The following is a 13,035-nucleotide window of genomic DNA, read 5'->3' on the forward strand; positions in this document are numbered from 1 at the left end:
GCCAGGGCATCCATGTTGTTGTTGTCGATCACCGCGTTGGTTCCTCTCGCTCGTCTATCGCAGGACTGCAAGAGGCTGACGCGGTGATCGTCGCGTCAGGCGGACCCTTCGATCCCTACACCACTACCTGGGGCACAACTCCGACACGACACGGCGGCTCATCGACCGAGGTTGGACGGTGGTTCGGGTCTGGGAGCATGAGGAGCCGGCGGATGCTGCAGAGAAGGTTGCGTCAGCGGTAAGGCACAACATCTCCAGCGGCGATTCCTGATCCACGAGCCGCTCGTTCGAAGTCGAGAGGATCCAGGTCTGGCGAGTTGAGCCGGCCACGTCGACCCGCCCCTACCAACTCGACCACCTGTTCTGCGACCCGACCGCCGGCACCACCATGACCACCTGCGGCACCGCCCGCCATCCCCTGATCGACGACGTCAGCGACCACGCCCCCCTCGTCGCCGACTTCGAGTTCTCCTGACCACCAAGCCCTGCAACGCGGTTCAGGCAGCGACGGGGACCGACTTGAACACCTCGGCGGTGTGCCAGTCCACGTTGCCGGGGTCGGGGCCCGGCCGGCCGGGCTGGCGGTTCCGCAGCGGCTGATCGTCGAGGCCGTGCACCTGGGCCCGGGCGGTCTCAGACGTGCCCACGAACCGGGGCGAGACCCGCACCCGGTCATCGCTGGTGACCCCCAGCACACCCAGGTCGAACAACGTGTGGTGCAGGCTGCACAACGCCAGGCCATTGTCGACCCTGTCCGGGCCGCCGTGGCCATGCCAACGCACGTGCGCCGCCTCGATCCCCGCCGGGTCGCGGCCCAGCCGACCGTCGAACCCACACATCGCGCACGTGAACCCGTACGCGGCCAGCACCGCCTCCCGGAACGCCGGATCCCGGCGCCGCACCACCGACACCCGCGTCACCAGACCCGCCTCCAGATCGGCGTCGAGGTCGAGGCCCACCGCGCTGGTGATCGGGTCCACGTAGCTGTCGGTGAAGTGGTCCTCCAACAACAGCCGCGCCGCCCTCGACAGCACCTCCGGGCGCCTCAGGAGCTGTTCGACCTCCGGACGCAACCGGCCCCGCGCCCGGGCCTTCGCCAACCGGCCCGCCTGATCGGTCAGCTCAACGCCCGGGTCGCCCTCGAGGTCCCACAGATCCCCCTCGAGATGGAAGAACGGCATCGCCGCCCGCCGCCGCGAACGCGCCGGCGGACCGAACTCGTCGATGAGCACGCTCACCGGTTCCTCCGCCTCCGCGTAGCTCACCGCCGAGGACCCCGTGGCCTGCAGCCGCCCGAGCAGGAACAACAACAGCAGCGGCTTGTGCGGCGCCCGCCGCCCGCTCGCCAGCGGCGCCGTGCGCAACGACGCCAGGCGAGCCAACAACTCGTCCTCGGTCACCCGCTCACCGCCCGTTCCCCCACCACCCCATCATGCACCCGCCGGCCAGATCGACGTCCGACCCCACACCCGCCCGAGAGCGCCCACCCGGCCCCCATGCCGCCTGACAAGAGCCTCGCCGTCGCGGCGGTCGCGACAGCCAGGGGTCCCGCTGCCTTGGTGGTCCCCGTCTGCGCTGGGTGCCGCGTGCTACGCGGTTGACCCGATGAAGCCCGGTTCGCGCCCGGCGGGCACGGCGGCCCGGAGGGGCGCCGTGCCCGCCGTGGCCTCATGCGTTGCCGGGCTCCCGGTGTTGCCCACCCGGCTGCTGGAGCCGTTGTCACCGACGGCCTCGGTTGCGCTGCTCATCGGGTCGCCCGCCTCGCTCTCCGTCACGTCCGTCCCGTCGACGCTCAGCCGCACACCACGACCGCGAGGCCTGGCAGGACCTCGGCTCGGCACGCAACGCCAACGAACCGCCCCGCTCCGACCCCGACCGCAACGAACCGACCGCAACGAACCGACCGCAACGAACCGACCGCAACGAACCGAACGACACATCTCCGCGAGCCTGCCGGCTGGACGGTGGTGCCCGTCAGGAATCCCCTGCCAGATGCCCGCACCACCTCCGCATGCCACGCGCCTGCGGCTCGTGGGACACCCCGAGGGTGTTGGCAGCAGCGCCACCTGAGGACATCAGCGGCGGGGTCAGACGCCACGCCGACGCATCTCCGAAGCAGGCCCCAGGCAGCGCCAACCGGCACACGGGCGGGCCCGGACACGACCGACAGTCCGCCCACAAGAACCGACGGTGCCCACACACGCCCTCGATCCACGGCTTCCGATGTCGAGATCCCGACTCCGAACCGACGGACCCGCACCGGCGGCCGGTCGATGCTCGGTCAGCTCGACTCCCGGCCACGAATCGTCCCCGCCCGCTTGTGGCTCTCTTCGCTTGCCCTGATCCGGTCGCCGGCATTCTCCCGCCATCGATCCCACTGCCTCCCTCGCATCATCCTCCTCGGCCTGCTGCCACCGGCCGCCCTCCCCGACCCTCCTGACCTCCACCCCCTGATGCCCGGCACCCTGACGCTGCCCCTGCCCGACGACCCGAACGACTCGACTCGGAACGGCAACGGAACGCCCACGATGCCATCCGCACCCCGGCGCACCCCGGCACACCCCGCCGCCACCCCGCGGACTGGCCCAGCAACCGCCCTGACCACCGGCACCCGCGGCCACCAGCCGACCCGCCCCTGGCCAGCAGCAACCGCCCAGGATCACCAAGGCCGGGGCCGCACCGGCTCGCCCAACGACCAGCGTGCCCCCCACCAACCTCCCCACCCGCAACAGAGGGGTACCCGCGCTGGACCGAATCCGCGTTTTCCCGGGCCAAAGCCCCCGTCGGTGCTATGCGTCTAAATCGTCTACCCCGCCAGTCGACCGGACCTAGAGATACTTTCAGCCACTCTCAGTCCTTCTCCACCTGCCAGGGATGCGTGGGCAGCGGTCCGTACAACCAGTCTTTGCTCGCGGGCGCGGCATCTTCACGGGCCATGAGCCGACGCATCGAGGACTTCACGGTCGGGAACAGAGCGACGCTGCCGCTTCGCCCGCTTACCCGCGCCAGCACGGGGGCCCACCTGAACCTCTGGGAACGCGACGACCCCTTCTACGCACCAGGGATCTTCGAAGGTGGCATTCCCTGGTGGCCCCGCTGGAAGATCGAGCGGAGCCCACCAGGCGATCCGGTCGGCGCCAGGAAGGTCCCCGACTTCTCGAACGACCCCGCGCTGATGGAGAGGATGGCCGGGCTGTTGGCCGCACAGCGGGTGGTGGCGGCCCTGGCCGGATGGCACCAGCTGTCGAGCAAGCAGCTCTCCGCCATCGTCGGCTACCCGTTCACGAAGCTGTCGAAGATCCTCAAGCCGCTCTTCGAGCTCGGCATCGTCGAACGAGGCCACTACCCGAAGGAGCAGGTGTTCCTGCACACGAACTACCTGCACCGGCTCCGGATCGACAAGCCGCTGCGCACGTTCCTGGGGCTGCTGGACGACGAGACCCGGTACTCGGTCACCATCGGCATCCCTCCCGTCCCCGCGGGCGCCGCTGTGCGCCACGACCTGCTCGCGGCCGAGCTCGCCGTCCGGGCTCTGGAGCTGATCCCTGGGGTGGTCGCCGTGTTCCCCGAATCCGTGTCCAGCCCTTCCCTGCTGCTCAGGCACCTCGGGCGCAAGGAGACGTGGCGTGGCGATCTCACACTGCTGCGCGCCGACGGGCTGCGCATCGTCATCGAGATCACCCGAGCCCGACACCCCGGTGACATCGAGTTCAAGATGCGCCGCTGGGGGCGCCTGCTCATGAACCACCACTGGCACGACACGGGCCTCATCGTGGTGTTCGTCAACGCCGCGGTGCCCAACAGTGGCGGCCTCGCGGCTATCGAGAGTGAGCACCGGATCCAAGCCCACCTGCTTCGCCGCATCTACACCCGTGCCCTCAGCCAGGAGAGCCTCAGCAGCGACGGGTGTCGCGCCATGGGGCGACACCTCGAGCTCGCCCAAGCCCAGATCCACCTCGCCTCCTGGATGGACTGGTTCCCGGCCCCCGGCCTGGTCAGCGGCTCCTTCCCCAGCCTCCCGACGGTGTTCAAGGTCGCTGACCAACCCTGGTCGCGTCGAGGGCTCAGCGACCCGAACGGCTTCTGGGACTTCAGCCCTCGGCCCAGGATTGAGCCGATTGTCAATGCCCACCTGGCCAACCACCAGAAGGCGTATTCATGCCCGCGCTTCAGGTGGCAACCGGCCGCGAACCGGAGCCCCCACCCCGTGGTCTCGGGAGACAAGGCCTGAACCGCACACGGGTCAGCCCCGGCTCCCCCCTATGCGGCGCCGCGGCCGGGAGCGTTGTCCCACCACAGATCGAGGCGCCGGACATCGATCTTGCACACCTCCCAGATCGGGTGACGGAGCACCTCGACCAGATCGGAGCGGTCGCGGGTCTCCTCGATGGGGATGCGATGGGTCTGCACGCCGCTGTTCAAGATGAGCCGGTCGCGGGAACGGTCCGACGCGTAGCGGCCGTTGTGGCTGGTCCCGTCGACCTCGATGGCCGCAGCACCGAAGGGGCCGATGAGAACGAAGTCGGGTCGGATCCGCAGTTGCTGCAAGGTGGAGAAGGCGCCGGCCGGTTCGAACAGGATGCCGAACGCGTGCGGCTGGGCCAGCTCGATCTCGTGCTGGTATTCGAGCAGCACCTCGGCAACGGCACGGTGGCCCGGCTCGAGCGCGGCCACGAGCGCCTCGACCTTCCGAGGACCCGCGCCCAGCGGGGTGATGGACATCTACCGACTCCTTCTCCCCCACCTCTACTGTTTACGTTCTCTAACAGTACCGGGTGATCGACTCCTCGATCAAGCATCTGGCACGCCGCTGGCCGGACGCGTAGGTTCCGCGCCGTGGGCCGGCGACTCGACGTGGATCTCCTCGTCGGTTCCGCCGAGATCGCGCATCGCCTCTCGCTCAGCCACCAGAACGTCGTCCACGTCTGGCAGGAGCGCCACCCGGACTTCCCCCAGCCCGTCGTTCGTCTCAGGGCCGCCAAGGTCTGGTACTGGCCGGACGTCGAAGGCTGGGCTCGGGCCACGGGTCGGCTCCCCGAGGAGTAGAGCCAGCGCCGTCTTCGACGCCCCGGCGCTACTGGCCGGGGCGCGGGAACTCGATGACCTCGACGCCGAACGAGGCGGCGACCCGGCGGTGCGCTGCGATCTTCGCGGCTGCCGAGGCCGGCGCGGTCGGGAAGGCCAACGCGGCCTGGCAGTCGGTCCGCTGGAGGCCGAGCTGGGCGAAATAGGGGTCGAGACCGGCGGCGGTCCTGATGAAGTGCCGGTACAGCACGGCTTGGCCGATGCCGTGGCGGAGGTAGGCGCCGAGGCCGCCGCCGGCGTCCTGGTCCTTGAGCTCGATGGCCCAGGGCCGCCCCGCCTCGTCAGCCAGGAGGGCGTCGAGGTAGCGGGCCCGGGGTGGACCGCCCCACAGGGTCGGGAACTGGGCGCTTCGCACCACGCCCGACACGATCCGGCCGGGTGGCCTGAGGACGCCGTCCGTGGCGCTGGTGAGCCGGGTGCGACCGGTGAGGAGATGCGCCTCCAGAGCGTGTTCGGCTTGGCCGTGGCGCATCACGGCGGTCGGGTGCTCGGGATCGGACCAGCGGCCGACAAGCTCGGCGATGAGGGCCCTCAGGGAGCCGAGATCGGCCGCACCGGCGGTCCGAGGCTCGGTGCCGACGACCTCCCGCCAGGTGTCCCGGGGCTCGCCGGGCTTGGTGGGGTCGCTCGTCGCCAGCGCCAGCGTGGCGCTGGCGGCGCCGATGCGGCCGATCTCGAGGCCGTCGAGGCGCATCTGCCACGGCTGGCTCTCGTCCTTCGATGACAGCTTGGGGTACAGGGCGAAGGCCGGGGTGTCGACGGTCTGGACGAGGTGGTGGGCGAGGCCGCTCACCGGGCGCCTGGCCTCGGCGATCAGCCACTCGGCCCAGCGCGCAACGACCGACGAGTCGAACGTCGCCGCCGTCACCGGTCGGTGCTGCGGTTCACTGTTCGGGCCGAGCAGCCACACACGGATCTGCGGTCCGTCGACGATCGAGGTGGCGAGGGTGCCGATGGCGCCGAGCTGGTCGCTCATCGCTGCGGGGTCGGCGCCGTCCTCGGCGCCCAGGAGCAGATGCAGCGTGTCATCGGTCGGTGTGGCGACATCGAAGTACCAGGCGAGCGCGTCGACGACGGCGTCGAGTCGGACCTTGGGAGTCACGTCGGCCTGCACGGCAACGGCGGGTGCGCCGTACCAGCGGAAGCGGACCAGGCGCGAGGACAGCGAGAGCCGGCGGTCGCGCCGGGCGTCGGCGCCGGGGTCGTGGGCCCGGGCCCAGTCGAGCACGTCGAACGCCGCCACGGTCATGTTCTTAGACCTCCCACCAGACGCCGTCTGGGTGGGGCTCGACGCGGGGGAAGTGATCGGCGAAGCGGTCGGTGGCTTCGGAGTGGATGGGCACCACCCGTGCGAGCGAGAAGGCGTCGACGAGGCGCCGGAGGTCCTCGACGGCCGCGTGGCCGGAGGTGTGGTGCTCGATGAGGGGGACCCCGGCGCCGGCCAGGTCGGCCTGGAGCTTCCGGCCGGCGGGCTGGGCGAGGTAGCCGTGCCACAGCGACCAGACCACCGCACCGTTGTGCAGGGCGCCCGCTTCGATGAGCTCGGGGAGGGTCGAGGAGGTGCCGAGGTAGGCGACCTGGCCGCGGTCGGTGGCGAGGTCCTCGGGGTAGCGGCGGATCGAAGCGATCTCGGCGACCCGCTCGAACTCCTCGGACTGGAGCACCCGGAGGCGCTGACGGAAGGGGACGTACACCGCGTAGCCGTCGAAGCCGGGCTGGGGGATGGTCGACCGGCCGGTGGCTCGGGCCACCGACGCCGTGTAGAGGTCGGCCACCAGGGTCCGCCCGGCTCGGCGGGCCGCCCGGTAGACGGTGACGAGCCGGTCGATGTTCTGCGCCGACGAGAATGTGGCCACCATGCCCGGCGTCGCCGCGAACGTGGCGACGAGGTCCGCCTCGACCGATGCCTCGGATCCCACCGTGGCGCCGCCGGCGGCGCGGACGTTGGTGCCCTCCATCAACAGAACGTCAGCAACGGGCGGGTGCGCCACGAGGGCGTCGAAGAGCTTCGCCTTGCGGCCGTGGGCGCGCAGGTCGCCGGTGTAGAAGAGCCGCCGGGCGCCGGCCTCGACCAGCAGCGAGTAGGCGTCGAACGCGGAATGGTCGGCCAGGTACGGGGTCACGGTGAAGGGACCCAACTCGAGCGGGACCCGGTGGTGGAGGTGACCGGCCAGCGGCGGGCAGCCGCTCACCGGCGAGAAGAACGACGCCGCCTCCAGCACTCGGGCCGCCTCCTCCCCCAGGTACACGGGGACCCCGGCCGCGAGCTGGCCGGCCAGGCCGTAGTGATCCAGGTGCGCGTGGCTCAACACGACCCCATGCATCCTCGGGTCCACCTCGGCCAGCCCGCCGATGGCGGGCAGGGGCACGTCCTCGTCCCAGCTCGCCGACAGCGGCCGGCCCAGGTCCAACACGATGCGGTCACCGTCGTGTTCGACCTCGATGCAGTTGCCGCCGATCTCGTGGGCGCCCCGGTGGATCCGGACCCGCATCAGATGTGATCGACCCGACGGAGCAGCTTCAGCGCGGTGACCAGCAGATGGCGGCGGGACTCCTCGTACAGCCCCATGGTCGAGAACCCGACATCGTGATGCTGGGTCCACGCCAGCCCCTCGCTCTGCTCGAGGGCAAGGACCGGCACGCCGTCGCGCACCACCACCCAGAACCGGTAGCCAGGGTGACCGAGCAGGTCGTCGGGGCGCGGGCGGCGGAGCTCGTCGGGGATGGCGCTGAACTCGTCCAGGGCCTCGTTGGGCCCGCCGCCGTAGCCGCTGGTGTCGATCATCCCCGATTGGATGTCGATCGGGTGGACCGACTTGACCGCCGTCGAGGCGATGGCCGCCAGGATCCGGTAGGTCAGGGTCGTGTTGGTGGCGGCGGGGACGGACTGGGGCACGGGCAGACCGGCGGCGACCTCGAGGCGGTGGAGGAACTCGCGGGGATCGGCCCGCAGGTAGTCGTCCCACTCGGCCGGCTCCCACGCATCGGCGGGCCGGCCGTCGAAGCGCTTCAACACCTGGATGGTGCCCTCGCGGTTGAGCCGGATGTCGCCCTCCTCGCCGGCCGTCGGCAGGATCCACAGCACGTCGGACTGGCCCCCGCCGGGATGCGCGCGGATGAGCCGCACCGTGTCGGGATGCCGCCGCACCAACTCGCTGGCCAGGCGCCACGACGCCGCCTCCAGCACCGACCGGTCCTCCCACATCCTCATCGCCGAACCGTACGTTGCCGTTGTGACCAGTGCCTGGGCTGACCGACGGGCACACTGCGGGTTGTGCGGATGCTCGCCTGGAACCTTGAGTTCGTCACGCCGTCCGGGCGGAAGGGGGCGGCAGCCTCCCGGGCCATCGACTCGTTCAGGCCCGATGTCGCATGCCTGACCGAAGCCCGAGTGGCCAGCCTTCCGGCGACCGAGCAGACCGTGTGGGCCGAGGCCGACTACGGGTACCCGGCCCCTCCGGATCGCCGCAAGGTCGGGCTGTGGAGCCGGTGGGGCTGGCACGACGTTGACACCCTCGGCTCCGCCTCGATGCCCAAAGGACGGTTCGTCGCCGGCACGACACCCAGCCCGGAGGGGCCCGTCCGGGTGATTGGTGTCTGTATTCCATGGCGTATGGCCCACGTCGCCACCGGGTCCCGTGATCGTGCCGTCTGGCAGGACCATCTCACCTACCTGGCCGGGCTCGCCGAGGTCGTCCACGCCGCTGGCGACGGACCGCTCATCGTCACCGGCGACTTCAACCAGCGGTTCCACGGTCGAATGGCGCCGGGCGGGGTCCATGACGCCCTTCGCTCTGCACTCGAAGGGCTCTCGGTGCCAACCGCAGTCCGCGTCGAGGGTCTGCGCCGGCCGCTCATCGATCACATCGCCCACAGCCGACGACTCGAGACGCAGGGACCGCCGATCGGAATCGATCGCCGCCAGCACGGAATCGACGTCTCCGACCACGACGGCGTGGTCGTGGACCTTGCCCCGGCCCAACCTCAGGCAACCTGAGGCCGCGCCCGCTGGGCGGAGAGGTTGCGGCGCAGGTCGGTGGTGTCCTCGGGCAGGAGGTGCCCGTAGAAGCGGTAGATGGTGGTGATGCTGGTGTGGCCCGCCCACCGGGCCAGCTTGTAGGGGTCGGTGACACCGGCGGCGATCCAACGGGCCACCGCGGTGTGGCGTAGGGCGTGGGGGGTGGGTAGTGGCTCGGCCAGAGCGGCGGCGACGACTGCCGGGCCCCAGAAGCGGTCACGGAAGTTGTTCGGCCGCAGGGGCCCGCCCCGCCGGCCGGCCCACACCAGGTCGTCGGAGGCCAGACCGAGCCGGCGGACTCGGGCGACCAACAGGTCGGCGGACTCGTCGGTGAGGGTGGGCACCGTGCGCCGGCCCGCGGCCGACTTCGGCGGGCCGAACACCAGGCTGTGGCCGTCGCCGAACTTCTTCTGCACCTCCCCGGCGGTCTCGCGCACCCGCACCGACCCGGCGCCGAGGTCGAGGTCACGGACCCGCTGGGCGGCGAGCTCACCGATGCGCAACCCGAGATCGGCGTTGACCCCCACCAGGTCCCGGTAGTGACCGTCGAAGCAGGCCTCCAGCCGCCCCAACTCATCGAGGTCCAGGAACCGGGCCTCGGACCACTCCACCCGCGGCGGGCTCACCCCGACGACCGGGTTGTCGTGCAGCCGAGCATCGTCGACCGCGGCGGCGAACACCTTGGAGAGGATCTGCAGGTGCTTCTCCACCGTCGCTGGCGCCAACCCGTCGGCGACGAGGTCGTCGCGGAACCGCTCCACCATGGCGGGGGTGACCGCGGCCATCGGCACCCCGCCGAGTGCCGGCAGGGTCCGCGCCTTGAGGTAGGCGTCGTCGCGGGCCTGGGTGCTGGGCCGCAGGTGCACCTGGCCCCGGCCCCACACCTCGACCCACTCGGCGAGGGTGATCTGACCGCGACCGGGTTCGACCCAGGTGCCCCGCCGGCGATCAGCGAGGCGGGCCTCCCGCCAGGCGGCGGCCTCGTCCTGGGTGTCGAAAGTGGCGCTGACCTCGCGGCCGTCGGGGCCCCGCAGGCGGGCCTGCCAGCCCGCCCCGCGGCGCTTCACGCCCGGCACCTGCCGCCGGCCGCTCACCACACCACCTCGTTGCGGGGCCGCCCACCCCGCCGCGCCGGCGACGGCGGCGTCTCACCGTGGTCGGCCTCGACGGTCTGTTCGGCCAGGAACGCGGCCACGTCCTCGGGACGGAACCGCAACTGGTTGGCGACCTTGACGTGGCGGATGCGGCGCTCATGGGTCAACCGGTACACGAACCGGCGGCCCACCCCCAGGTACGCGGCGAGACGGTCCACGTCCCACAGCTCCTCGGACAGCCCGGCGGCACCGTCGCTCACATCGACACAACATGCCAACGGCCGCGACGAAATGGGGGGCCTCAGGCGGCGGGCGGGGACCCGGCGCGGACAAACCGCGGACAAACGGGGTGTCGCCGGGGGTGACGGGAACTGCACGGTCGGGCCTTTCCGGCCCCTGACCAGGGAGTTCTCCGGGTGGGCGATACTGGGCTCGAACCAGTGACCTCTGCCGTGTGAAGGCAGCGCTCTCCCACTGAGCTAATCGCCCGGAGCGAGCAAGGGTAGCGCAGGCGCCCGCCAGATCCGAACCCTGCGGTGCGGCCGCTGCGTACGCTGGACGCCATGACGAGCGCCGCCGACGCCGCCGAGCGTCTCGTCGCCGCCGCCGAGTCCGGCGAGCTCGACGCGATCTGTCAGGCCCGCGGTGTCCGTCTGCTCGGGCTGTTCGGGAGCGCCGCCCGACCGGCCGGCGGGCCACCCCCGAACGATGTCGACGTCGCCGTCTCCTGGGACGGTCTCCCCGACGAGCTCGGGCTCCTCGACGACCTCGTCGTCCTCAGCGGCTTCGACGGGATCGACCTGGCGGTCATCGACCGCGCCGATCCCCTGTTGCGGGCCAACGCCATGGTGGGCAAGGCCCTCTTCGAATCGGAGCCCGGTGGGTACGCGGTCACGCAGATGGCGGCGCTGGCCGAGGAGCGCGACACACGTTGGCTGCGCGACCTCGACCTCGAGGCGCTTCGACGATCCTGATGTCGGCGTTCACCTGAACGCCGACGCCACTATCCGATGGGCGCCACCTGGTCGAATGCGATGGTGTCCTCCAAGAGGGCCATGAGGCGCAGGACGCCGGCGTCGGCGTGCTGGGGGCCGACGATCTGGAGGCCGACCGGCAGGCCCTTGGCAGTGAGCCCGGCGCACACCGAGCCCGCCGGCGATCGGGTCAGGTTGAAGCCGTAGGTGAAGCGCACCCAGTTGACGTCGGGGTGGCCGTTGATGGTGCCGAACTCTCCCGGCGCCGGCGTCTGGCCCGCACAGGTGGGGGTCAGCAGGTAGTCCACGTCGTGGAAGAGCTCGACCAGCGCCACGTTCAGACGGTGCGCGGTGTCCATGGCCCCGAGGACGTCGGGGGCGGCCACGTGGTCCTTCCCGAACCCCATCTGCTCACGCAGGCCCGGGTCGATGCCCTCCCACTCGGGCGTGCCCTCGAAGTCCCGCAGCGTCCGGTAGGTGGCCACCGCCGTGAGCCCGAACCAGTCGAGCACCGGGTCCTCGTGCCACACCGTGTCCACCTCGACCACCTCGGTGCCCGTCGCCTCCAGCCTTGCGAGCGCCGCTTCGCACAGCGCCCGCACCTCGTCGTCCACCGGCGAGAAGCCCATGGTCGGCGACCACGCCACCTTGCGGGGCGGGCGGGGCTCGGCCACGCCGTCGAGCCAGTCCGACGACGGCATGGGCAGCGAGCGCAGGTCGGTGGGGTCGGGTCCCACCGCGGCGCCCAGGGCGAGGGCGGCGTCGCGGACGCGCACCGTCATCGGCCCCTTCACCGACAGATCGGCCCAGTTGGGGGCGTGCGGCCCGCCGACCGCCACACGCCCCAACGACGGCTTGAATCCGGAGAGGCCACACACCGCGGCCGGGATGCGGATCGAGCCGCCGCCGTCCGAGCCGGTGGCCAGCGGGACCATCCCCGCCGCCAGCGCCGCTGCGGACCCACCGGACGACCCGCCCGCCGAGTGACCCAGCTCCCACGGGTTGCGGGTGGCGCCGAACGTGGGGTTCGAGGTGTCGCCCTTCCAGCCGAACTCGGGGGTGTTGGTCTTGCCCACGACGACGCAGCCGGCGGCGCGCAGTCGCGACACGAGGATCGAGTCCGCCACCGCGGGCGGCACCGACGCTCGGGTCGACGAGCCCATCGTCGTGACGAAGCCGGCGGCGTCCTCGAGGTCCTTGACCCCGATGGGGATGCCCGCCAGTGGCCCGGGGTCCTCCCCCGCCGCCACCAGCTCGTCGACCGCGGCGGCGTCACGCAGGGCGGCGTCGCCGTCGAAGGCCACGAAGGCGTTCACCTCGGGGTTCAGCGCCTCGATGCGGTCGAGGGCCGCCTGGGTCAGCTCGCGCGACGACACCTGCTTCGTCCGCACCTGGTCGGCGAGGTCGGCGACGGTGCTCTGGCGGAAGTCCATGGGTCCCCCTCGGGTCCGGCGGTGATCAGTAGTTGCGGAGCTCGACGGTGTTGCCGTCGGGGTCGCGCACGTAGACGCTGCGCCCCATGCCCTGGGCGCCGAACACCTCGGAGGGCCCCGACACGACGTCGAACTCGTCCGAGGCGGCGAGCGCGTCGAGGTCCAGCGGGTCCACGACCAGGCAGACGTGGTCGACGTTGGCGCCCGAGCGCTCGTTCTCGAACAGGTCGATGATGAACGTGTCGGTGAGGCGCACCGAGGCGAAGAGCACCTCGCCGCGGCGCCACTCGTCGAGGCGCAACGGCTCGAACCCGAGGCGGTCCACGTACCAGGCGACCGAGCGCTCGACGTCGGCGACGTTCAGGACGAGGTGGTCGATCCCCCGGGCTCGGACCATGCCGGCACCCTAACCCGGCCCCGGCGAGCACCGA

The 13,035-nt window shown here is 71.4% G+C and carries 13 protein-coding genes and 1 tRNA gene; 4 read left to right on the forward strand and 10 right to left on the reverse strand.

Annotation, left to right across the window (positions count from 1 at the left end):
• Positions 1 to 497 precede the first annotated feature (497 nt).
• A complete protein-coding gene (locus JNK12_18325; protein ID MBL8777901.1) occupies positions 498 to 1,400 on the reverse strand; it encodes an HNH endonuclease in 903 nt (300 codons plus the stop codon).
• Positions 1,401 to 2,935: 1,535 nt separating this feature from the next.
• Between JNK12_18325 and JNK12_18330 the strand changes: the two genes are divergently transcribed.
• Complete coding sequence (locus tag JNK12_18330) at positions 2,936 to 4,231, forward strand: hypothetical protein (protein MBL8777902.1); 1,296 nt, start codon at positions 2,936 to 2,938, stop codon at positions 4,229 to 4,231.
• A 29-nt stretch (positions 4,232 to 4,260) separates the two neighbouring features.
• Here JNK12_18330 and JNK12_18335 read toward each other — a convergent pair whose 3' ends face one another.
• Positions 4,261 to 4,722, reverse strand: coding sequence for a hypothetical protein (locus JNK12_18335; protein ID MBL8777903.1), 462 nt, complete (start codon positions 4,720 to 4,722; stop codon positions 4,261 to 4,263).
• Positions 4,723 to 4,836: 114 nt separating this feature from the next.
• Here JNK12_18335 and JNK12_18340 point away from each other — a divergent pair, with 114 nt between their 5' ends.
• Positions 4,837 to 5,046 carry a hypothetical protein gene (locus tag JNK12_18340; GenBank protein MBL8777904.1) on the forward strand — a complete coding sequence of 70 codons (210 nt, stop codon included), beginning with the start codon at positions 4,837 to 4,839 and terminating at the stop codon, positions 5,044 to 5,046.
• 28 nt (positions 5,047 to 5,074) lie between these two features.
• On the opposite strand, the gene JNK12_18345 is transcribed toward JNK12_18340, so the two are convergent.
• Genes JNK12_18345 through JNK12_18355 form a run of 3 tightly spaced genes read right to left on the reverse strand, consistent with a single transcriptional unit; the run spans position 5,075 to position 8,296 of the window.
• Positions 5,075 to 6,334: a hypothetical protein gene (locus JNK12_18345; protein ID MBL8777905.1), complete on the reverse strand. Its 1,260-nt coding sequence runs from the start codon at positions 6,332 to 6,334 to the stop codon at positions 5,075 to 5,077.
• 4 nt (positions 6,335 to 6,338) lie between these two features.
• The gene (locus tag JNK12_18350) at positions 6,339 to 7,577 is read right to left on the reverse strand and encodes an MBL fold metallo-hydrolase (protein MBL8777906.1); all 1,239 of its coding nucleotides are present in this window, start codon (positions 7,575 to 7,577) and stop codon (positions 6,339 to 6,341) included.
• Positions 7,577 to 8,296 carry a hypothetical protein gene (locus JNK12_18355; GenBank protein ID MBL8777907.1) on the reverse strand — a complete coding sequence of 240 codons (720 nt, stop codon included), beginning with the start codon at positions 8,294 to 8,296 and terminating at the stop codon, positions 7,577 to 7,579. The genes JNK12_18350 and JNK12_18355 overlap by 1 nt, the downstream gene beginning before the upstream one ends.
• Before the next feature lie 63 nt (positions 8,297 to 8,359).
• Here JNK12_18355 and JNK12_18360 point away from each other — a divergent pair, with 63 nt between their 5' ends.
• Positions 8,360 to 9,082: an endonuclease/exonuclease/phosphatase family protein gene (locus JNK12_18360; GenBank protein MBL8777908.1), complete on the forward strand. Its 723-nt coding sequence runs from the start codon at positions 8,360 to 8,362 to the stop codon at positions 9,080 to 9,082.
• Here the strand turns inward: JNK12_18360 and JNK12_18365 are convergent.
• The 3 genes from JNK12_18365 to JNK12_18375 form a co-directional block, all read right to left on the reverse strand.
• Complete coding sequence (locus JNK12_18365) at positions 9,070 to 10,170, reverse strand: site-specific integrase (protein MBL8777909.1); 1,101 nt, start codon at positions 10,168 to 10,170, stop codon at positions 9,070 to 9,072. The genes JNK12_18360 and JNK12_18365 overlap by 13 nt on opposite strands.
• A gap of 23 nt (positions 10,171 to 10,193) precedes the next feature.
• Entirely contained in the window at positions 10,194 to 10,457 is a 264-nt protein-coding gene (locus JNK12_18370) for a helix-turn-helix domain-containing protein (GenBank protein ID MBL8777910.1), read from the reverse strand.
• A gap of 157 nt (positions 10,458 to 10,614) precedes the next feature.
• Positions 10,615 to 10,686 (reverse strand) — tRNA-Val (locus JNK12_18375).
• 74 nt (positions 10,687 to 10,760) lie between these two features.
• On the opposite strand from JNK12_18375, the gene JNK12_18380 reads away from it, so the two are divergent.
• Positions 10,761 to 11,171, forward strand: a complete 411-nt coding sequence (locus tag JNK12_18380; GenBank protein MBL8777911.1) for a nucleotidyltransferase domain-containing protein — start codon at positions 10,761 to 10,763, stop codon at positions 11,169 to 11,171.
• Between the two features lie 29 nt (positions 11,172 to 11,200).
• Here the strand turns inward: JNK12_18380 and JNK12_18385 are convergent, their stop codons facing one another.
• A complete protein-coding gene (locus tag JNK12_18385; protein ID MBL8777912.1) occupies positions 11,201 to 12,604 on the reverse strand; it encodes an amidase in 1,404 nt (467 codons plus the stop codon).
• Positions 12,605 to 12,629: 25 nt separating this feature from the next.
• Positions 12,630 to 13,001, reverse strand: coding sequence for a VOC family protein (locus JNK12_18390; protein MBL8777913.1), 372 nt, complete (start codon positions 12,999 to 13,001; stop codon positions 12,630 to 12,632).
• Positions 13,002 to 13,035: the final 34 nt, after the last annotated feature.

The sequence above is a fragment of the Acidimicrobiales bacterium genome (assembly GCA_016794585.1).
Classification (GTDB): domain Bacteria; phylum Actinomycetota; class Acidimicrobiia; order Acidimicrobiales; family DATDAH01; genus JAEUJM01.